The organism is Streptomyces abikoensis, from assembly GCF_014648775.1.
Taxonomy (GTDB): domain Bacteria; phylum Actinomycetota; class Actinomycetes; order Streptomycetales; family Streptomycetaceae; genus Streptomyces; species Streptomyces abikoensis.
Genome location: NZ_BMRT01000003.1, coordinates 726,015 through 745,988, shown reverse-complemented (window position 1 = coordinate 745,988; position 19,974 = coordinate 726,015). Strand labels below are relative to the sequence as shown.

The 19,974-nt window shown below is 71.1% G+C and carries 20 protein-coding genes; 10 read left to right on the top strand and 10 right to left on the bottom strand.

Features of this window, described 5'->3' with window-relative positions; all coding sequences use genetic code 11:
- Window positions 1–82: 82 nt before the first annotated feature.
- Together IE096_RS13610 and IE096_RS13605 are read right to left on the bottom strand one after the other, a co-directional pair.
- The gene (locus IE096_RS13610) at window positions 83–460 is read right to left on the bottom strand and encodes a nuclear transport factor 2 family protein (protein ID WP_189451676.1); all 378 of its coding nucleotides are present in this window, start codon (window positions 458–460) and stop codon (window positions 83–85) included.
- Between the two features lie 96 nt (window positions 461–556).
- Window positions 557–1,288, bottom strand: a complete 732-nt coding sequence (locus IE096_RS13605; protein WP_189451675.1) for a TetR/AcrR family transcriptional regulator — start codon at window positions 1,286–1,288, stop codon at window positions 557–559.
- Between the two features lie 110 nt (window positions 1,289–1,398).
- Here IE096_RS13605 and IE096_RS13600 point away from each other — a divergent pair, with 110 nt between their 5' ends.
- The 5 genes from IE096_RS13600 to IE096_RS13580 all read left to right on the top strand — a co-directional run bounded on the left by IE096_RS13600 (window position 1,399) and on the right by IE096_RS13580 (window position 5,756).
- Window positions 1,399–1,737 carry a darcynin family protein gene (locus IE096_RS13600; protein ID WP_189451674.1) on the top strand — a complete coding sequence of 113 codons (339 nt, stop codon included), beginning with the start codon at window positions 1,399–1,401 and terminating at the stop codon, window positions 1,735–1,737.
- A complete protein-coding gene (locus IE096_RS13595) occupies window positions 1,734–2,180 on the top strand; it encodes a hypothetical protein (protein ID WP_189451673.1) in 447 nt (148 codons plus the stop codon). Before IE096_RS13600 ends, IE096_RS13595 begins: the two co-directional genes overlap by 4 nt.
- Window positions 2,177–3,808, top strand: coding sequence for a multicopper oxidase family protein (locus IE096_RS13590; RefSeq protein WP_189451672.1), 1,632 nt, complete (start codon window positions 2,177–2,179; stop codon window positions 3,806–3,808). Before IE096_RS13595 ends, IE096_RS13590 begins: the two co-directional genes overlap by 4 nt.
- A gap of 51 nt (window positions 3,809–3,859) precedes the next feature.
- Entirely contained in the window at window positions 3,860–4,441 is a 582-nt protein-coding gene (locus IE096_RS13585; protein WP_189451671.1) for a TetR/AcrR family transcriptional regulator, read from the top strand.
- A 121-nt stretch (window positions 4,442–4,562) separates the two neighbouring features.
- Entirely contained in the window at window positions 4,563–5,756 is a 1,194-nt protein-coding gene (locus IE096_RS13580; protein ID WP_189451670.1) for an MFS transporter, read from the top strand.
- A gap of 444 nt (window positions 5,757–6,200) precedes the next feature.
- On the opposite strand, the gene mgrA is transcribed toward IE096_RS13580, so the two are convergent.
- Window positions 6,201–7,244: an L-glyceraldehyde 3-phosphate reductase gene (gene mgrA / locus IE096_RS13575; RefSeq protein ID WP_189451669.1), complete on the bottom strand. Its 1,044-nt coding sequence runs from the start codon at window positions 7,242–7,244 to the stop codon at window positions 6,201–6,203.
- A gap of 110 nt (window positions 7,245–7,354) precedes the next feature.
- Between mgrA and IE096_RS13570 the strand changes: the two genes are divergently transcribed.
- The 4 genes from IE096_RS13570 to IE096_RS13555 all read left to right on the top strand — a co-directional run bounded on the left by IE096_RS13570 (window position 7,355) and on the right by IE096_RS13555 (window position 12,493).
- On the top strand, window positions 7,355–8,116 hold the full coding sequence (locus IE096_RS13570; RefSeq protein WP_189451668.1) for an isoprenyl transferase: 762 nt from the start codon (window positions 7,355–7,357) through the stop codon (window positions 8,114–8,116).
- A gap of 405 nt (window positions 8,117–8,521) precedes the next feature.
- Window positions 8,522–9,844, top strand: a complete 1,323-nt coding sequence (gene phoH2, locus IE096_RS13565; protein WP_189451667.1) for an RNA 5'-3' helicase PhoH2 — start codon at window positions 8,522–8,524, stop codon at window positions 9,842–9,844.
- Window positions 9,845–10,242: 398 nt separating this feature from the next.
- A complete protein-coding gene (locus tag IE096_RS13560) occupies window positions 10,243–10,956 on the top strand; it encodes an aggregation-promoting factor C-terminal-like domain-containing protein (protein WP_455678543.1) in 714 nt (237 codons plus the stop codon).
- A gap of 124 nt (window positions 10,957–11,080) precedes the next feature.
- The gene (locus tag IE096_RS13555) at window positions 11,081–12,493 is read left to right on the top strand and encodes an AI-2E family transporter (protein ID WP_189451665.1); all 1,413 of its coding nucleotides are present in this window, start codon (window positions 11,081–11,083) and stop codon (window positions 12,491–12,493) included.
- A 72-nt stretch (window positions 12,494–12,565) separates the two neighbouring features.
- Here IE096_RS13555 and IE096_RS13550 read toward each other — a convergent pair whose 3' ends face one another.
- Together IE096_RS13550 and IE096_RS13545 are read right to left on the bottom strand one after the other, a co-directional pair.
- Complete coding sequence (locus IE096_RS13550) at window positions 12,566–13,099, bottom strand: alkyl hydroperoxide reductase (RefSeq protein ID WP_126915797.1); 534 nt, start codon at window positions 13,097–13,099, stop codon at window positions 12,566–12,568.
- Between the two features lie 11 nt (window positions 13,100–13,110).
- Window positions 13,111–13,665 carry a peroxiredoxin gene (locus IE096_RS13545; RefSeq protein WP_189451664.1) on the bottom strand — a complete coding sequence of 185 codons (555 nt, stop codon included), beginning with the start codon at window positions 13,663–13,665 and terminating at the stop codon, window positions 13,111–13,113.
- A gap of 135 nt (window positions 13,666–13,800) precedes the next feature.
- On the opposite strand from IE096_RS13545, the gene IE096_RS13540 reads away from it, so the two are divergent.
- A complete protein-coding gene (locus IE096_RS13540) occupies window positions 13,801–14,790 on the top strand; it encodes a LysR substrate-binding domain-containing protein (RefSeq protein WP_189451663.1) in 990 nt (329 codons plus the stop codon).
- 114 nt (window positions 14,791–14,904) lie between these two features.
- Here the strand turns inward: IE096_RS13540 and IE096_RS13535 are convergent, their stop codons facing one another.
- From IE096_RS13535 to IE096_RS13515, 5 genes are all read right to left on the bottom strand, one after another.
- Window positions 14,905–17,349 (bottom strand): ABC transporter permease, encoded by a 2,445-nt coding sequence (locus tag IE096_RS13535; RefSeq protein ID WP_229820143.1) that lies wholly within the window; start codon window positions 17,347–17,349, stop codon window positions 14,905–14,907.
- A complete protein-coding gene (locus IE096_RS13530) occupies window positions 17,336–18,031 on the bottom strand; it encodes an ABC transporter ATP-binding protein (RefSeq protein ID WP_229820142.1) in 696 nt (231 codons plus the stop codon). The genes IE096_RS13535 and IE096_RS13530 overlap by 14 nt, the downstream gene beginning before the upstream one ends.
- Window positions 18,028–18,552, bottom strand: a complete 525-nt coding sequence (locus IE096_RS13525; protein ID WP_189451661.1) for a PadR family transcriptional regulator — start codon at window positions 18,550–18,552, stop codon at window positions 18,028–18,030. The genes IE096_RS13530 and IE096_RS13525 overlap by 4 nt, the downstream gene beginning before the upstream one ends.
- Before the next feature lie 209 nt (window positions 18,553–18,761).
- Window positions 18,762–18,998, bottom strand: coding sequence for a type II toxin-antitoxin system antitoxin (locus tag IE096_RS13520; RefSeq protein WP_189451660.1), 237 nt, complete (start codon window positions 18,996–18,998; stop codon window positions 18,762–18,764).
- A complete protein-coding gene (locus IE096_RS13515) occupies window positions 18,995–19,921 on the bottom strand; it encodes an SPFH domain-containing protein (RefSeq protein ID WP_189451659.1) in 927 nt (308 codons plus the stop codon). Before IE096_RS13515 ends, IE096_RS13520 begins: the two co-directional genes overlap by 4 nt.
- Window positions 19,922–19,974: the final 53 nt, after the last annotated feature.

Below are 19,974 nucleotides of genomic sequence, written 5' to 3'. Positions count from 1 at the left end.
GGGCGAGGGGCGAGGGGTGGGGGAGGGGGAGGGGGAGGGGGCGAAAGGGACAAGTCCGCGAGAAGGACAGCGGAAGGACGACTCAGGAGGCGGACGGCTCGATCTCCCCCGCGAAGACGATGACCTGGTCGATGAGGCTCCGCCGCAGGTGGACGACGTCCGTTCCCGCCAGGCGGGGGCCTCCGTTCGGCGTGGTGAAGACCCACTGGTACCGGGCCCACTCGTCAGGCATGTCCACCGCCGAGCAGCGCACCATCGTGCCGGTCCCCGCCGGGTGGCGCCGGATGTCCAGCACGAACCGCTCGACCGCCGCGATTCCTTCGCTGCGGCCCAACGGCCCCCAGAAGACCACGTCCGAGGTCAGGGCCTGGGAGAGCAGGGCAGTCACATAGCTGTCGTCCGAGGCGTTGAACGCGGAGATGAACGTGTCGATCGCGGAGCGTGCCGTCTCTTCCTGCATGCCCCAGTATTACCAGCCGTTGCGCGTGCGCTCGTCCCGCGAGCCGCCTTCCGATCACGGTGGACCATCCCGGTCACAGCGTTCTGGCAGCGGTTCTCAGCGGTGGTTGGCGTCGGGGGTGGCGCCCAGTGCGGTCAGGATGTCGTCGAGGGTGTGCTCGAAGAGGGGTTCGGGGTCGGTGAGGGCGAAGTCGAGGTGGCCGAAGGCTTCCACGGCGACTGCTCCGTACAGACGGGCCCAGCAGGCGACGAAGACGTAGATGCCGTCCAGGGGCACGGGTTCGCCGGAGAGGTGTTCGCGGACCTCCTCGAGTTGGGCCGCCCAGGCGGGGTCCAGGGTGGTGGGCGGCGGCTGGACGCCGCCGTTCCGCCACAGCTGGACCATCAGGTCGAGGACGACGCCGCCGAAGCGCCAGCTGGAGTCGTGGGCGGCGGTGCCGGGCGTGGTGTCGGCGTCGGCGTCCGGCTTGGCGAACAGCAGGCCGAACTCGCGGGGGTGGTCCAGCGCCCAGCGGCGCAGTTCGCGGCACACCTCGCGCAGCCGTCGTCCGGGCTCGCCGGCCGGGTGGCGGTCGCGGGCCTCGGCGAGCGCGGTGGCCAGCTCGTCGTAGAGGGACGAGGCCAGGGCCTGGATCAGGTCACGGTGGCCCGCGTAGTAGCGGTACAGGCCGGGTGCGGTCATGCCCATCTCGCGGGCGATGGCCCGCAGCGTGACGGCCCCCGGCCCTTCCTCGACCAGCAGTCGCCGCCCCGTGCGCAGGATCTCCGCCAGCGCCTCCTCGCGAACGCGGTGCTTGCGGCCGGTACGGGCTCCCGTGGTGCTGGACATGGGGCTCGGCCCGCCTTCCCTCGACGCTTCCCTTGACAAAGTTAACGCCTATCACTTTACCTTTCCCTCGAAAGTTAACACCGTTAGCAATTGCTTGTCGGGGGAGTCCCATGAAGTACGGCATCGTCCTCACCTACACCGTCACCGAGCGGTGGCTGGCGCTGTCGCGCGAGCAGCGCAACGCGATGCGCGAGGCGCATCTGGAGCCGGCCTTCGCCGCCTACGCCGACCGCGTCCGGGCCCGGTTCTTCGACGCCGAGGCGTTCAGCGGCCGTTTCTCGGACTTCGTCGTGCTGGAGACCGAGGACCTGGGCGCGTACTACTTCCTGATCGAGGCCCTGCGCGACACACCGGTCATCGCCGAGGGCTACCTCACCTTCGGCGAGATCTTCCTGGGCGTCGAGGACGGCTTCCAGGCGTACGAGCAGACCCGGAACGACGCCCGGTGAACGCGCGGACGGGATACGAGCGTCGCTGGCCCTTGCGGCTGCTGCGCGCCACGGCCGTGCTCGTGCTGCTGGACACGCTCGCGCAGGCCGCACTGGCCGGTCTCTTCGTCACCGGGGATCTCGACCTCCTGGCCTGGCACGCCGCCAACGCCGGCGTGCTGAGCGCCTTGACCGTCCTGGAGGCGATGGCGGCGTTGCTGGTGTGGCGGCGCCTGCGCGGTCCACACTGGCCCGTGGTGGCGAGCGTGGTGCTGGTGGCGTTGGTGAGCGCGCAGCGGGGGCTCGGCGAGGCCCGCGTGCTCGCGGGCCACATACCGCTGGGGATGGCCATCTTCGGCTGTGCCACGGCCTTGGCCTGCTGGGCGTTCACCAACCGAATCAGCATCAGCACCAGCACCCGCGTCGCGCAACAGGCGGGCCAGCCCTTGGAGATGGCCGGATGAGACGCCTGGGCAGACCGAGCAGCCGGCGCGGGTTCCTCGGCCTGACGGCCGGGGTCGGCGCGGCGATGACCGTGGGCGCGGCGGGCTGGGCCCGCCTGGCCGGGGCGTCGACGGGCCGGGTGCTGGCGAGCGAGGGGCCGTTGCCCGAGCCGTTCGGCGTCCCGCTGCCGGTTCCGCCGGTCGCCCGGCCGGTACGCGGCGAGGGCGGAGCCGACGTCTACGAGGTCGAGCAGCGCGAGGGCCGCGTGGAGATCCTGCCGGGCCGGAAGACCACGGTGTGGGGGTACGACGGGATCTTCCCCGGCCCGACCTTCGTCGCCCGCTCGGGGCGCAGGACCGTGCTCCGGGTGCGCAACGGCCTCGCCGTCCCGACCGTGACGCACCTGCACGGCGGCGTCACCCCGCCGGAGTCCGACGGCTACCCCACCGACCTGCTCCTGCCCGCCCGTTGCTCACCCGGCGGTCCGAGCCAGGCGCACGACGGCATGGGGGACGACGGCATGGGGGACGAGCATGACGGCCGGGTATCCATCGGCTACCGCACCTACGAGTACCCGCTGCCGCAGCGGGCCGCGACGCTCTGGTACCACGACCACCGCATGGACTTCAGCGCCCCGCAGGTCTGGCGCGGCCTGGCCGGCTTCTTCCTCATCGGCGACGAGGAAGAAGCGAGGCTCCCGCTGCCTGGCGGTGACCGCGACGTCCCGCTGATGCTGTGCGACCGCTCCTTCGAGGAGGACGGTTCCTTTCGCCATCCCGCCCCCGCCCCCACAAGCGCCCCCGCCCCCGGGCACGGTCACGACGCCTTTCCCGACGGGGTGCTCGGCGACGTCCAGCTCGTCAACGGCGCGCCCTGGCCCGTCCTGGAGGTGTCCGCCACCCGCTACCGCTTCCGTTTCCTCAACGCCTCCAACGCCCGCCGCTACCGGCTCCGCCTCGAAGCCGAAGGAGGCAGACCCGGCGGCCGGTTCGTCCAGATCGGCAGCGATGGTGGGCTGCTGGCCGCGCCCCAGTCACTCGCCGCGATCGACATGGCGCCGGGCGAACGCTGCGACGCCGTCGTCGACTTCGCAGGCTTTCCCCTCGGCAGCCGGATCACCCTCCGCAACACCGCGGCCGAGGGCGGCATGCGCGACGTCATGAGGTTCCACGTCGTGCGCCGGGGGCGGCGCGGGGAACGGGACGACAGCCGCGTCCCGGCCCGGCTCGCCGCCTCCTTCGAGAGGCTCTCGCCGAGCGCGGCGATGCCGGTGCGGGTCTTCGACTTCCGCCGGACCCACACCGGCGGGGGCGGCGAGGACCGGCAGATGTGGACCATCAACGGTCGGCCGTTCCGCACCGGCGCCGTGCTGGCGTCCCCGCGCCTGGGCAGTGTGGAGCGGTGGCGTTTCAGCAGCGATTTCCACCACCCCGTGCATGTCCACCTCGCCCAGTTCCAGGTCGTCGCCCGGGGCGGCAGGCCACCGGCCGCCGCGGACGCCGGCTGGAAGGACACCGTGGACGTCCGCCCGTACGAGGTGGTGGAGGTTCTCGCACGGTTCGCCGGCTACAGAGGCCGCTACATGCTGCACTGTCACAACCTCGAACACGAGGACATGGCCATGATGGGCGACTTCCAGGTCGTCTAGCGGGCGCACCAGTATTGGACCGACTGATCCAAAAGCTGTTACGGTCGCCCCATGGCCCGACCGAGGAAGTTCGACGAGGAGCGGGCGGTCGACGCCGCGCTGGAGGCGTTCTGGACCGCCGGGTACGAGGCGACCTCGACCCAGGACCTCTGCGAGGCCACCGGTCTGGGCCGCAGCAGCGTCTACAACACCTTCCACAGCAAGCGCGACCTCTTCCGGCGCGCCCTCGCGCTGTACATGCGGCGCAGGAGCGAGCAACTGGCCGCGCTCCTGGAGGAGGACGTTCCCGCCCGCGAGAAGGTCCGCGCCCTGCTGGACAGCGTCATCGCCGAGGAGACCGGCGCCGAGGACGACGGCCGGGGCTGTCTCTACGTCAACACCGCCGTCGAACTCGCCTCGCGCGACCCCGAGGTGGCGCACGAGCTGGAGCGTGACTACGCCCGGCGCCACGACGCGCTCACCGCGGCCCTTGAGGCCGGGCGGCGAGCCGGCGACATCGACCGGGCCAAGGACGCGAGCGCGCTCGCGCACTTCGTGACCGCGACCGTCAGCGGCATCCGCGTCGCGGCCCGCGCCGGTGCGGGCGAGGCGGCGCTGCGCGCCGTCGCCCGTACCGCCCTCGACGCGATCTGACCCCGGATCGCCTTCCTTCGTCCCCATCCACCGTCTCCATCCACGCGCACTCACGCATACCCGCGTTTTGAACTGATCGATACAAAAACTCGACCGAACCGAACCAGACCAGGGAACTCCCATGCCCCGAGCCGTATACGTCCTGGCCCTAGGCGTCTTCGCCATGGTGACCAGCGAATTCGTCGTCGCCGGACTGATGCCGCAGATGGCCGCCGGGCTGGACGCGACCGTTCCGCAGATCGGCTACCTCATCACCGCGTTCGCGGCCGCCATGTCCCTCGGCGGGCCCTTCCTGGCCGTCGCCGTGCTGAGGCTGCGGCCCAAGCGGGCGCTGGCCGTGCTCTTCGTGGTCTTCCTGCTCGGCAACGTGCTGGCCGCCACGGCACCCGGCTACGGGGTCATGCTGGTGGCGCGGGTGGTCACCGGCATGGCCTCGCAGGCCTTCTTCGGCACGGCCGTCTCGCTCTGCGCCCAGCTGACCCGTCCCGAGGCCCGGGGCCGGGCGGTGGCCGTGCTGATGAACGGGCTGATGCTGGGCACGCTGCTGGGGCTGCCGGTGTCCACGGTGATCGGGGAGCGGCTGGGCTGGCGCGCCGCCTTCTGGGTCATCACGGGCCTCGCCGCCGTCGCGGCGCTGTGCACGCTCGCCGGGGTGCCGGACGCGCCGCACGCCGGGGGTGGCGGAAGCCTGCGCGAGGAGATGGGCGTCTTCCGGAATCGCCGGCTCTGGCGTGCCCTCTCCACCAGCACCTGCGTCATCGGCGCGACGTTCTGCGCGTTCTCGTATTTCCACCCGATCCTCACCGAGGTGACGGGTTTCGGCGGCGGTACCGTCCCGCTGCTGCTTATCGGCTATGGGGCCGCGACCGTGATCGGCAACAACATCGTGGGGCGGCTCGCCGATCGCCACGCCGTGGCCGTCCTGCTCTTTGGTCTAGTCCTTAACCTGTTCTTTCTCACGGGATTCGCACTGCTGGCCCATCTCAAGGCGCCGACGGTGGTGTTCATGATGGGTGTCGGACTCGTTGGCGTGACCATGAATCCCGCGATGGTGACGCGTGTGCAGCGGGTCGGCAATGCCCGGCCGCTGGTCAACACCGTCCACTCGTCCTTCATCACCTTCGGGGTCCTCATCGGCTCGTCGATCGGTGGACTGGCGATAGCCGATTTCGGCCTTCGCGCGCCGCTGTGGCTCGGAGCCGGTTTGGCGGCGGTCGGCGCCCTCACCCTCGTTCCCGACGTCCTCATCAAGCCGATGAGGATGGCGGAGGACGGCCGGGGAGCCCGTCGAGAGGCCCGCGTGATGTCCTCGTGACTTCGCCGTGATGTGAATGACGTCCGGAATGCGGAATCACGTCAAGCCGATGATGACTTTGCAAGACATTTTCAGCGGAGCGGTGGGCCGGATTCCGGATAGCGACCGGATGGCCGGTTCTGCGCCTTCAGCCCAGCAATGAAGGGTTCGAGGAGGCTCGGCCCGGCTCCGCAAAACGGCCCGCACAAGATCAACTTCTTGGCCGCAAGTCAGCACGCCACGCATTGTCACCCCCGCCGATGCAGCAAGGAGGGCCTCGGACCGGTTATGGTGGAAACCCCCCCTCGGGCCGGTCCGTATCCCCCCCACGGACCGGCCCGTTTTCTTTCCCCCTCGTCACTCTCCGTGTCGAGTTGTGCCACGCCAATGCGATGATCATGGCCTGGCCAACCATCGCCGGGTATCCCGAAGAGGACGCGGACCGGGATTCCGGCCGCTGACGAACTAGGAATCTCCCCGGCGGGCCCAGATGTTCACGCCCTCCGTGCTGACCGCCAGGGCATCGATTTCGGCCAGTTCCGCCTTGTCCAGCGGGGCGGCGCCCAGCGCGGCGATATTGGCCTCCAGCTGCGCCACGCTGGACGCGCCGATGAGCGCCGAGGTCATCCGCTCGTCCCGCAGCACCCAGGTCAGCGCCAGCTGGGCCAGGGACTGCCCCCGCCGGGCCGCGATCTCGTTCAGGCCGCTCAGCCGGCGCACCACGTCCTCCGTGAGCAGCGCCGGGTCGAGCGACTTGCCCTGGGAGGCACGGGAGCCCTCCGGGACGCCGAGCAGGTACTTGTCCGTGAGCAGGCCCTGGGCGAGGGGTGCGAAGGCGATGCAGCCCATGCCCTCGTCCTCCAGGGTGTCGAGCAGCGCGTCGTCCTCCGTCCAGCGGTTGATCATCGAGTAGGACGGCTGGTGGATCAGCGCGGGCACGCCCATCTCGCGCAGCAGCCGGGCGGCCTCACGGGTCTGCTGGGAGTTGTACGAGGAGATGCCCGCGTACAGCGCCTTGCCCTGCCGGACGGCCGACGCCAGGGCGCCCATCGTCTCCTCGAGCGGGGTGTGCGGGTCGAAACGGTGCGAATAGAAGATGTCGACGTAATCGACACCCATCCGGCGCAACGACGCGTCGAGTGACGACAGCAGGTACTTCCGCGAGCCCCATTCGCCGTACGGGCCGGGGTGCATCAGATAGCCGGCCTTGGTGGAGATGATGATTTCGTCCCGGTAGGGCCGGAAATCCTGGGCGAAGAGCTTCCCGAAGTTGAGCTCGGCCGAACCGGGCGGCGGCCCGTAGTTGTTGGCCAGGTCGAAGTGGGTGACGCCCAGGTCGAAGGCCCGGCGCAGAATGGCCCGCTGCGAGTCGAGGGTGCGGTCGTCACCGAAGTTGTGCCACAGTCCCAAGGAGATGGCAGGCAGCTTCAGCCCGCTGCGGCCCGTACGCCGGTACTCCATGGAGTCGTAGCGTGTTTCGGCCGCGCGGTAGAGCGAGGAATCGGTCATGTGCATCTGACTATCACGGTCCTGTGACAGGCCGAGTTGGGTCCTCGCGACACGCTGGCAGTAGTGTGGCGCCCTCGGGGCGACCGCCGTGGCATGGAGGGGCAGGAAGAGTGAAGTTGCGCGACCTGGTGTACAGGCTTTACGCACGCCGGGTGGAGGGCCGCCTCGACCACGCCCAGGTGCCCAAGCACATCGGTGTCATCCTCGACGGCAACCGCCGCTGGGCGCGCGCGGACGGCCGGACCACCGAGCAGGGCCACCAGGCGGGCGCGGACAAGATCTCCGAGCTGCTCGGCTGGTGCGCGGAGACCGACGTCGAGGTCGTCACGCTGTGGATGCTCTCCACGGACAACCTGGACCGTCCGGCCGAGGAGCTCAACCCGCTGCTCGGCATCATCGAGAACACGGTGCGCGGCCTGGCCGCGGACGGCCGCTGGCGCGTCCACCACGTGGGCACCCTCGACCTCCTCCCGGCCCGGACCCAGTCGGTCCTGAAGGAGGCCGAGCAGGACACGATCGACCGCGAGGGCATACTGGTCAATGTCGCGGTCGGCTACGGCGGCCGGCAGGAGATCGCGGACGCGGTCCGCTCCCTGGTCCTGGAAGCCGCGGAGAACGGCGTCTCCCACGAGGAGCTGGCCGAGACCGTCGACATCGACGCCATCACCAAGCACCTCTACACGCGCGGCCAGCCCGACCCGGACCTCATCATCCGCACCAGCGGCGAGCAGCGGCTGTCCGGCTTCATGCTCTGGCAGAGCGCCCACTCCGAGTACTACTTCTGCGAGGTCTTCTGGCCGGCCTTCCGCAAGGTCGACTTCCTCCGCGCGCTCCGCGACTACGCCGCGCGCCACCGCCGCTACGGCGGCTGATCCGAGGGGCCCGCGTACGGGCCCGGCTACGGGTGCTGACGGAACGCCCGCTCCCACGCCTGGCGAACTGGCGTACGGGTAACGGCGGATCAATCGTTCACCTGCGCGACGCATATGCCGTTGCATGCTCACGCGGTACAGCGGGAATATCCCCAGCAGGCCGACGGTCGGAACCGCGACCGTCGCTCTGCCAGTGGGCGGCACGGGGCCGCCCGCCCGGGAGGCCCTTTGCACCAGGACGACGACCGTGCGGACCGAGCGGGCCGGAGCGCCCGCGCGGCAAGGACGGTGGGCCGGATGACGACCGGCGACCCTGGAGGGCCAGGCCCCGGCCCATCTCCCGCGCCACCGTTTCTCGCAACGGCGGTGCGCCCTTACCTGAAGCACGAGGGGGTTCGTCCACCCGTGGTGAACAGCAAGAAGCGCCGTGATGGCGACCGGCGCACCTATGTCCTCGACACCAGCGTCCTGCTGGCCGACCCAGGAGCCGTGTCCCGCTTCGAGGAGCACGAGGTCGTGCTGCCCGTCGTGGTGGTCACGGAGTTGGAGGCCAAGAGGCACCACCCCGAGCTCGGCTACTTCGCCCGCAAGGCGCTGCGCCTGCTCGACGAGTACCGCGTGCGGTACGGCCGGCTCGACTCGCCGATCCCGACCGGCGACCTCGGCGGCACGATCAGGGTGGAGCTCAACCACTCGGATCCGGGCATACTGCCCGCCGGCTTCCGCCTCGGTGACAACGACTCGCGCATCCTCGCGGTCGCCCGCAACCTCCAGGCCGAGGGGTACGACGTCACCGTCGTCTCCAAGGACCTGCCGCTGCGCATCAAGGCGTCCGCGGTCGGACTGCTGGCCGAGGAGTACCGCGCCGAGCTCGCCATCACCGACTCCGGCTGGACGGGGATGGCCGAGCTCACCGTCACCGCCGAGCAGGTGGACGAACTCTTCACCGCCGAGCGCGTGTACGTCCCCGAGGCCGCCGAACTGCCCGTGCACACCGGACTGGTGCTCCAGTCCGCGCGCGGCAAGGCGCTCGGCAGGGTCACGGCGGACGGCGAGGTGCGGCTGGTGCGCGGCGACCGGGAGGCGTTCGGCATCCACGGCCGCAGCGCCGAGCAGCGGGTGGCCCTGGACATGCTGCTGGACCCGGACATCGGGATCGTCTCCATGGGCGGCCGCGCGGGCACGGGCAAGTCGGCGCTGGCGCTGTGCGCGGGCCTGGAGGCGGTGCTGGAGCGCCGCCAGCACCGCAAGGTGATGGTCTTCCGGCCGCTGTACGCGGTGGGCGGGCAGGAGTTGGGGTACCTGCCCGGCAGCGAGGCCGAGAAGATGAGCCCCTGGGCCCAGGCGGTCTTCGACACCCTCTCGGCCGTGACGACCACCGAGGTGATCGAGGAGGTCGTGGGGCGGGGCATGCTGGAGGTCCTCCCGCTCACCCACATCCGCGGCCGCTCGCTGCACGACGCCTTCGTCATCGTCGACGAGGCCCAGTCGCTGGAGCGGAACGTGCTGCTCACGGTCCTGTCGCGGATCGGGGCCAACTCCCGGGTGGTGCTCACCCATGACGTGGCCCAGCGCGACAACCTCCGCGTCGGGCGCTACGACGGCGTGGTCGCCGTGGTCGAGAAGCTCAAGGGGCATCCCCTCTTCTCGCACGTGACCCTGACGCGGTCGGAGCGTTCGCCCATCGCGGCGCTGGTGACCGAATTGCTGGAGGACGGTCGTATCTGACCGGCTCCGTCCCGGCGGGCGCGCGGCGAAGCCGAGGAGCTTAGCCGCGCGCCGTCGTGTGCCGCCGCTGTTTCCGCAAAGCCGCAGGGATAAACAGGGTGTGAGCTTTCCCACGTGACCAAGAATTGCCTCGGAGTGCGGCGTTCAGGCAGAGTCTGCTTCCTGTCAGGCCCCGCATACGGCACTTGAGCCCCTCCGGGGGCGATGCGGAACGGACAACTGAACAGCGTCGCCGTATGCCGCCCGAGCATTCGCGGACCTCCGCAAGGAGGGCCCACCGGGTCAGTGCCTCCAGTGACCGGCCGGTCCCCATCGGGACCGGTGCTGACGGAGGCCCGCGCCAGGGGCACGTCGCGTCCGCGAGGTCACCTATGCGGGCGATGCTGGAAGGAAAACGTGTGAGCCGGATTTCTGTCCGGGGATTCGCCGTGGCATCCGCCACCGCGGTCACCACCGTGGGCGCCGTCGTCGGTGTCGCAGCGGGCAACGATCAGGGCACGACGGATCACGTCGAGGCCACCGCAGCGGACACGACGCTTCTCGCCGCCATCCCCTCGGGACAGAACGTCCAGGCGCAGACCGCTTCCCTCACGCAGCAGGCGGAGACGCAGTCCCAGGCCGCCGACGACGCCGCGAAGAAGGACGTCGAGGAGGCCGCGCGCAAGCAGGCCGCCGAGGACGCCACGGCGAAGAAGGAAGCGGCCGAGGCCAAGGAGAAGGAAGAGGCCGAGAAGAAGGCCAAGGAGCGCGAGGAGAAGGAGCAGGTCTCCAGCCGCTCCGCCACCCGCGATGCCTCGTCCTTCGCGGTCAAGGGCTCCTACTCCGTCGCCGAGGTCCAGGCGATGGCCCGGCAGATGGTCCCGGGCGATCAGTTCCAGTGCTTCAGCAACATCGTGAACAACGAGAGCACCTGGGACTACACCGCCACCAACGCCTCCTCCGGTGCCTACGGTCTCGTCCAGGCGCTGCCCGGCACCAAGATGGAGTCCGCGGGCGCCGACTGGCGCACCAACCCGGCCACCCAGATCAAGTGGGGCCTCAGCTACATGAACGAGCGCTACGGCAGCCCTTGTGGCGCCTGGTCGTTCTGGCAGGCCAACCAGTGGTACTAGGCCCCGCCGCCACCTCTTGACCAGCGGAAGCCCCCGACCTGCGAAGGTCGGGGGCTTCGTTGTCCCACCGGCCAGGTAACGTCGACGGGTATGGCCACGGGGGAGTGGGGGTAGAGGAAGAAAAATGTCCAGATTGCCACAATGGCTGGGCGGGCTGGGCTCCGGTCTGGTACGGCTCGGCGAACGGCTCGAGGCCCGCAAGGCGACCGCCGAGGCGGAGCCCGCGGCCGGCTCGACGCCCGGGGCCGCGTCCGGGGCCGTAGCCACGCCGGTGCCCGCGCCCGCCGCGTCCGCCGCCACGCCCGTCCCCCCGTCCGCCGCCTCGCCCTCCGCGCCGGGGGCCGCCCCGGCCGGCCCGGCGGGACCGGCATCCGGTCCCGTGCCCGATCCCGCGACGGGATCCGGTGCCGGAGCCGTGCCGCCGTCCGTCCCGGTGGACCGGGCCGCGCCCGGCGCGCGCCCCGATCCCGTCGCCGCCGTCCCCTGGGGCGTCCGGGTCGCGGCCGAGGTCGGCTGGCGGCTGCTGGTACTCGCGGGCACCCTGTGGGTGCTGATGCGGGTGATCAGCGCGGTGCGGCTGGTGGTGCTGGCCTTCGTCGCCGGACTACTGATCACCGCCCTGCTCCAGCCCACCGTGGCCCTGCTCAAGCGGCGCGGTGTGCCGCGCGGGCTCGCCACGGCCCTGACCTTCCTGTCCGGCTTCGTGGTCATGGGCCTGGTCGGCTGGTTCGTGGTCTGGCAGGTGACGGAGAACCTCGACGACCTGTCCAAGCAGGTCCAGCACGGCATCACCGAGCTCAAGCGCTGGCTGCTCAACAGCCCCTTCCACGTCACCCAGGGCCAGATCAACAACATCGCCGACAAGCTCAGCGAGGCCATCGGCACCAGCACCAAGGACATCACCTCCGCCGGCATAGAGGGCGTGCAGGTCATCATCGAGGTGCTCACGGGCATCCTGCTCGCGATGTTCAGCACGCTCTTCCTGCTCTACGACGGCCCCCGCATCTGGCAGTGGCTCCTCAAGCTGGTGCCCGAGGCCGCCCGCGAGGGCGTCGCGGGCGCGGGCCCGCGCGCCTGGGCGACGCTGACGGCCTATGTGCGCGGCACGGTGATAGTGGCCCTGATCGACGCGATCTTCATCGGCATAGGGCTCTACTTCCTCAAGGTGCCCATGTACGTGCCGCTGGCCGTCTTCATCTTCCTGTTCGCCTTCATCCCGCTGGTCGGCGCCGTCGTCTCCGGCGCCCTGGCGGTCGTCGTGGCGCTCGTCACCCGGGACGTCTTCACGGCGGCGATGGTGCTCGTCGTGGTCCTCGCGGTGCAGCAGATCGAGGGCCACGTCCTCCAGCCCTTCATCCTCGGCCGCGCCGTGCGCGTCCACCCGCTGGCCGTGGTCCTCGCCGTCGCCGCGGGCTCGATGACCGCGGGCATCGGCGGCGCGGTCGTCGCGGTGCCGCTGGTGGCGGTGACCAATACGGTCGTCGGATACCTACGGGCGTACGCGAAGGAGGAGACCCCACCGGAGGTCTCCTCCTGACGGCGTCGCCGCACATGACGGAACGGGCCCCCGACCGGTCGGTCGGGGGCCCGTTCCGTGTGGAGCGAAGGCTCAGCCGTTCAGCACGGCCTCGGCGTCCAGCGTGGCGCCGACGGCCTGGAGGACCGAGGCGATCTTGAACGCTTCCTGGATCACCTCACGGCTCACACCGGCCTTGCGCAGCACCTGCTCGTGGGAGTCGAGGCACATGCCGCAGCCGTTGATGGCGGAGACGGCCAGGGACCACAGCTCGAAGTCGACCTTCTCCACGCCCGGGTTGCCGATGACGTTCATCCGCAGGCCCGCGCGCAGGTTGCCGTACTCCGGGTCCGACAGCAGGTGCCGGGTGCGGTAGTAGACGTTGTTCATCGCCATGATCGCGGCAGCGGCCTTGGCGGCGGTGTACGCCTCCGGGGAGAGGTTCTCCTTGGCCTGGGGCTCCAGCTCGCGCAGGACGATCGGCGAACGGGTCGCGATCGCGCAGGAGAGGACGGTGCCCCACAGCTGCTGCTGCGGCAGGTCGGAGTTGCCGATGACCGAGCCGAGGTTCAGCTTCAGGTCCTTGGCGTAGTCCGGTATGGCGGACTTCAGCTCATCGAGGGCCATGGGAGATCAGCTCACTCGCCCGAGAGGAGCTTGACGGCGTCGAGGGTGTCCTCGCCCTTGTTCCAGTTGCAGGGGCACAGCTCGTCCGTCTGCAGGGCGTCGAGGACCCGCAGGACCTCCTTGGGGTTACGGCCGACGGAACCGGCGGTCACCATGACGAACTGGATCTCGTTGTTCGGGTCCACGATGAAGACGGCGCGCTGGGCGTAGCCGTCCTCGCCCTCGACGCCGCAGGCCTGCATCAGCTCGTGCTTGGCGTCGGCCAGCATCGGGAAGGGCAGGTCGCGCAGGTCCTTGTGGTCCTTGCGCCAGGCGTGGTGCACGAACTCGGAGTCGCCGGAGACGCCGAGGATCTGGGCGTCACGGTCGGCGAACTCGTCGTTCAGCTGGCCGAACGCGGCGATCTCGGTCGGGCAGACGAAGGTGAAGTCCTTCGGCCAGAAGAAGACGACCTTCCACTTGCCCTCGTAGGTCTTGTGGTCGATCTGCGCGAAGGCCTTGTCCGCGTCGAGGTCCACACAGGCGGTCAGGTCGAACTCGGGGAACTTGTCACCGACAGTGAGCACGCGCTCTCCTTGCAACGAGGAAACCTCCCGTTCGTGGGGTTTCCTGCGGGTTGGACAGGAACCACAGTGCCACAGGAGGCATTGATAGCGGAAATAGCTAGACTGGGTGATGTTGATCGGAGGTGGTTATCAGTGATGTCGTCGTCCATAACCCAGGGGCGGCCGGAACGAGGGCCCGGAGGGTCTCCGGCGCGCCCCCGCCAGCCCAGCCTGGCGCAGCTGCGCGCCTTCGTGGCCGTCGCCGAGCATCTCCACTTCCGGGACGCCGCCACGGCCATCGGGATGAGCCAGCCCGCCCTCTCCAGCGCCGTCTCGGCGCTGGAGGAGACGCTCGACATTCAGCTTCTCGAGCGTACGACGAGGAAGGTGCTCCTCAGCCCGGCGGGTGAGCGGCTGGCCGCCCGTGCCCGCACGGTCCTCGACGCGGTGGGCGCGCTGATGGAGGAAGCCGATGCCGCGCGGGCGCCGTTCACGGGTGTGCTGCGGCTCGGGGTGATCCCTACCGTTGCTCCGTATCTGCTGCCGATCGTTCTGCGGTTGGTGCACGACTCGTATCCGGACCTGGATCTCCAGGTCCATGAGGAGCAGACCTCGTCGTTGCTCGACGGGCTCACCCAGGGGCGGCTCGACCTGCTGCTGCTCGCCGTGCCGCTCGGGGTGCCCGGCGTCAGCGAGATCCCGCTCTTCGACGAGGACTTCGTCCTCGTCACGCCCTGTGACCACTGGCTGGCCGGGCGGCACGACATCCCGCGCGAGGCGCTGCGCGAACTCGACCTGCTGCTGCTCGACGAGGGGCACTGCCTGCGGGACCAGGCGCTCGACGTGTGCCACGAGGCCGGGCGCACGGACGGGATCCAGACGACCACCAGTGCGGCCGGGCTCTCCACGCTCGTGCAGTTGGTGGGGGGTGGGCTGGGTGTCACGCTGCTGCCGCGGACCGCGTTGCGGGTGGAGACCGGGCGGAGCGACCGGCTCGCGACGGGGTACTTCGCGGAGCCGGCGCCTTCGCGGCGGATCGCGTTGGCGATGCGGGTGGGGGCGGCGCGGCAGGGGGAGTTCGAGGCGTTCGCCTCGGCGTTGCGGAAGGAGTTGGCGAGGTTGCCCGTACGGGTTGTCACTGGCTGAGGTTTGCGGGGCGGGTGCGGGCCGGTGGCCGGTTTGTGCCCACCCTCCCCCAGCTACCGCTGGGAGGTGCCCCCAGCCCTGCGGAACGACTGCCCACAAACCGGCTGGCTGGCTCTACTCCGTTCGCAAGCCGTTCGGGCGGGTCATGTGGTGGACGGCCGGGAGGGAGAGGGTCGTCACCAGGGCGATCATGCCTACGCCCACCCCCACCACCGGGAGGAAGCCCAGCCAGTCGCGGACCGTGCCGTTGACGACCTTGAGCATCACCCACCCCAGGCCCAGGCCGCCCGCCACCGCGAGGGCCGTGCCCAGGGCCACGGGGATCGCGGTCTGCCAGAGCACCGAGCCGACGACGGACGTACGCCGCGCGCCCAGGGCCGCGAGCGTGGACATCAGGCGCCTGCGCTCGCGCAGTTGCTCCAGCGTCGTCGCCGCGAGACCCGCGCCGATCAGCGCCAGCAGGAGGCCGGTGCCGACGAGCAGGGCCTGCTGGATCATGGCGTAGTTGGACTCCTTCCGCACACCGCCCATGCGGTGGACCCGCATCAACGGGTCTATGGACGCCGCCGTGTTGCGGACGCGTTCGACGGCTTCGAGGTTCCCCGGTTCGAGCTGGATCGCCACCTCGGTCGAGGGGTCGGGCAGGGCCGCGACGTCGATGGTGGACGGGGTGGCGAGTACCCCGCGGTGGTAGCGGCCCAGCGGGTCCTCGACCGCCTGGACGGTCCTGGCGGAAGCGGGGATCGTCCACTCGTACGTCCGGGGCTTGCGGCCGTCGCGCTCGTAGGGCCGGTCCTCCATGGACAGCGCCGTTCCGGGCAGGAGTTCGGCGGAGCGGTCGGGCGCGTCCGCGATGAAGACGTCGCCGTCCCGGCAGGAGTCGAGCCTGGCCAGCCGGCGCAGGGTGTCGCAGTCGCCGACGGTCACGCCGGTGAAGCCGGTCGCCGGTCTGTCGCTCTTGTGCGCGAACTGCTCCACGCTGACGAGCGCGTCCCGGACGCCCTGGGTGGCGCGGAAGCTGTTGGTGTAGCTCCGGGCCTCGGCGGGTGTGCTTCCCCGGTAGACGCCCATCATCTGGGAGTGGGTCGGCAGGTCCTCGACGAACTCGCCCTGGACGCCCGCGAAGAGCATCTGGATGGCGATGGCTCCGGCCATGGCCACGGTGATGCCTCCGACCGCGCGGGCGGCCGGGCCGGGGTTCGACTCGATGCGCCGGGTGGCCAGTTGCCAGGAGACCGGGCCGCCCCGGAAGCGGGCCACACCCGCCTCCAGCAGCCAGGGCAGCAGGGCCGCGATGCCGACCAGGACGAGGATGCCGCCGCCGGCCACCTGGTAGGTGCTGGCGTCGCCCGCGTACGGGTCCATCGTCACGCCGCCGAAGAGCGGGAGCAGCAGGGCCAGGCCCGCCGCCGGGATCAGCAGGCGCCACCAGAGGCGGCGGCGCCGGGGCGCGGTGTGGCGCATGACGCCCAGCGGTTCGATGGTGACGCGGCGCAGGGTGATCAGGGTGACGAGGACGGCGACGGCCGGTACCGCGACGGCGATCAGCGCCGCCAGGGCGGGGGACGGGACCAGATCGGCGGGGGAGACCGCGACGTCCCGGATCGTGATGCCGGAGGCGAAGTCGCGGAGGACGAGGAAGACCCCCGCGCCGACGACCAGGCCCAGCAGGGCGCCGCACAGCGCCTCGCCGGAGGCGATCCGCCGGGTGGCGCGGATGTCGGTGCCCACGAGCCGCAGCGCGGCCAGCCGCCGGTCGCGGCGTTCGCCGCCGGCGCGGACGGCCGTGGCGATGAAGATGCCGATCGGCAGCAGCAGCACCACGCACGTCATGTTCATCAGCACCACGAGCACCGGGCTGACGGGGTCGCCGCCCTCCTCGTGGCCGAACCGGTCGATGCGCACGGTGGCGTCGTGGATGCCGGGCCCGTGGGGCGCGTCCGGCCGGATCCGGTCGCTGCCCGCGTAGTAGAAGAGCTCGTCGGGGCCCATGACGCCCGCTTCGCCGATGACGCCCGCGACGCGGTAGGGGAACCGCTCGCGCAGCAGCTTGCCGTCGGCGGAGCGCAGCAGGTCGTCCAGCGCGGGGGAGACCACCATCTCGCCGGGGGCGGGCATGGCCGACACGCCCGGCGGGAGCGGGGCCAGGGGGCCCTCGGGGCGCAGCAGGGCCCCTTCTACGGGCTTGTCGTGGAAGTCGGTGGTGACCGCCTGGTAGAGCAGGGTGCGGTCGCTCGCCTTGATGCTCCGGCTGTTGCCCTCGTCGTTCACGGAGCGCGCGTTCTCGCGGTGCTCCCGGGCGGCGGACAGATGGGGCACCGACGCGGCGATCGCCAGCAGGGCCACGCCGAGGCCGACGCCGATGGCGACGAGCGCGGTGCGCAGGAGGCTCTCGCGGCCTCCGGTGACGGCGAACCGGGCGCCCATGGCGAGGTCGCGGGCCCAGGCGGCGGGGCCCGTGGGGCCGGTGGGGCGGGGGCGGTCAGGTTTCGGGGAGTCGGGGCCTGTGGAGTCGGTGCCCGGGGAGTCGGGGCCCGTCGTGGGCTCAGGCCGCGCCATGGACACCCGCCATGTCGCGTGCCCGGCCGTCGCGGACGACGACCTCGCGGTCGGAGTAGGCGGCGACGCGCGCCTCGTGGGTGACGAGGACGACGGCGGCGCGGGTCTCGCGCGCGGCCTTGGTCAGCAGCTCCAGGACGCGCTCGCCGTTGAGGGAGTCGAGGGCGCCGGTGGGCTCGTCGGCGAAGATCACGCGCGGGGTGGTGACCAGGGAGCGGGCGACGGCGACGCGCTGCTGCTGGCCGCCGGATATCTGGCCGGGCCGGTGGTGGCGGACGTCGGCGACCTCCAGGTGCTCCAGCCAGCGCAGCGCGGTGGCCTCGGCGTCCTTGCGCTTGGTGCCGGTCAGGCGCAGCGGGAGGGCGGCGTTCTCCAGGCAGGTGAGCTCGGGCACGAGCTGGCCGAACTGGAAGACGAAGCCGAACTCGCTGCGGCGCAGGGCGCTGCGCTCGGCGTCCGAGAGGGCGGACAGGTCGCGGCCGTCGTAGCGGACGGTGCCGGCGTCGGGGCGGAGGATGCCGGCGAGGCAGTGGAGGAGCGTGGACTTGCCGGAGCCGGAGGGGCCCATGACGGCGACGACCTCGCCGGGGTGGATGGAGAAGTCCGCGCCGTCGAGCGCGGTCGTCAGCCCGTACGCCTTGCGCAGGCCGGAGGCGGCGAGGAGGGAACCGGCGGGGATCACGCCTGGACCTCCTTCGAGAGCCGGTCGAGCCGGGCGGCCGTCAGTTCCAGCCAGCGCAGGTCGGCCTCCAGGTGGAACAGGGCGTGGTCGCATATCAGCTGGTCGGCGAGGTCGCCGGAGCTCTTGCGGCGGGTCAGGTCGCGCATCAGCCGCAGGTGCTCGGCGCGCTGGGCGTCGAGGATGGCGTCGGCGGGGCGGCCGGTCAGCAGAGCGAGGACGACCTTGGTGTAGAGCGTCGACTGGAGGTACGGCTCGGGCTTCTCGGGCCGGCCGAGCCACTGCTCGACGTCCGTGACGCCGGCGTCGGTGATGGCGTACCGCTTGCGTTCGGGGCCGCCGCCGGCTTCGACGCCGTCGACCTCGACGAGCCCGTTCTTCAGCAACCGCGACATGGTCGAGTAGACCTGGCCGTAGTGCAGGGGGCGGTCGTGGCCGAAGCGCTCGTCGAAGGCGCGCTTGAGGTCGTAGCCATGGCGGGGGCCGGCCTCCAGGAGGCCGAGAAGGGTGTGCGCGATGGACATGCGGGCGACTCTACACCGTGTGTATACACAGTGTGTATAGAGGTGTGGGGCTGGGCGTCGGCGTGGGATACGCGCTGGTCAGAGGGTTGCGGGCCGGTGGCGGCGCCTTGCGCCGGCCGGGACGGCGGCCGCGCCGCCGTCGGCGCCGGGAGCGGCCGGAGCGGCCGTACGCACTCCGGTGTCCGGTGCGTACGACCGCGTCAGGACCGCTACTCCGCCTTCGGTGGACGCCCGCGTCTGCGGATCGCGGTCACGTCCTTGGGCAGCCGGCCCGCGTCCGCGAGGGCCTTGCGCAGGAGGAACTCGATCTGGGCGTTGGCGCTGCGCAGCTCCTCGCCCGCCCAGCGGGCCAGCGCGTCGTGGACCGACGGGTCGAGCCGCAGCAGCACCTGTTTGCGCTGCTGCGGCCGCCGCGCGGGCCGGTCCGGCTCCGCTTCCTCCGTCACTGGTAGAGGGTGCCGGTGTTCAGCACGGGCTGGGCGGCCCGGTCACCGCACAGCACCACCATCAGATTGCTCACCATCGCCGCCTTCCGCTCGTCGTCCAGTTCCACGATGTCCTGCTCGGTGATGCGCTCCAGCGCCATCTCGACCATGCCCACCGCGCCCTCGACGATCATCTTGCGGGCCGCGACGACCGCGCCCGCCTGCTGGCGCTGGAGCATCGCCGAGGCGATCTCCGGGGCGTAGGCGAGGTGGGTGAAGCGCGACTCGATGATGCGCACGCCGGCCGCCTCGACGCGCTCGTGGAGCTCCTGGGCCAGCTTCTCGGTGATCTCCTCGGCGTTGCCGCGCAGGGAGAGGGCGTCCTCGTCGTGGGCGTCGTAGGGGTACTCGATGGCGATGTGGCGGACGGCCGCCTCGGTCTGGGTGGCGACGAACTCCTGGAAGTCCTCCACCTCGAACATCGCCTGCGCGGTGTCCTCGACCCGCCACACGACGACGGCGGCCAGCTCGATGGGGTTGCCGTAGGCGTCGTTGACCTTCAGTACGGCGGTCTCGTGGTTGCGGACCCGGGTGGAGAGCTTCTCGCGGCTGGTGAACGGGTTGACCCAGCGCAGGCCCTCGGTGCGGATGGTGCCCCGGTAGCGGCCGAAGAGCTGGACGACCTGGGCCTGGCCCGGGGCGACGGTGCACAGCCCGGACATCGCGACGAGCGAGGCCAGGCCGATCAGGATGCCGCCCGCGACCAGCGCGGCCGTCACCCCGCCGGCCACGTGGGAGCTGGTGGCGGCGCCGGTGGCGATGGTGCCCGCGCCGGCGAGCAGGCCCAGGAGGCCCAGCGTCAGGGCCGTGCCGCCGCCGATGTCGGCGGCCGGGTGCTCGTGGATGCGTGGTCGCGAGGTCGCGGTGGCCATGGCTTCGGACATGAGGGTCCCCCGTTTCGTTCGGTCGTGGGAGCCGCCGTGCGGCCCTATCAAAG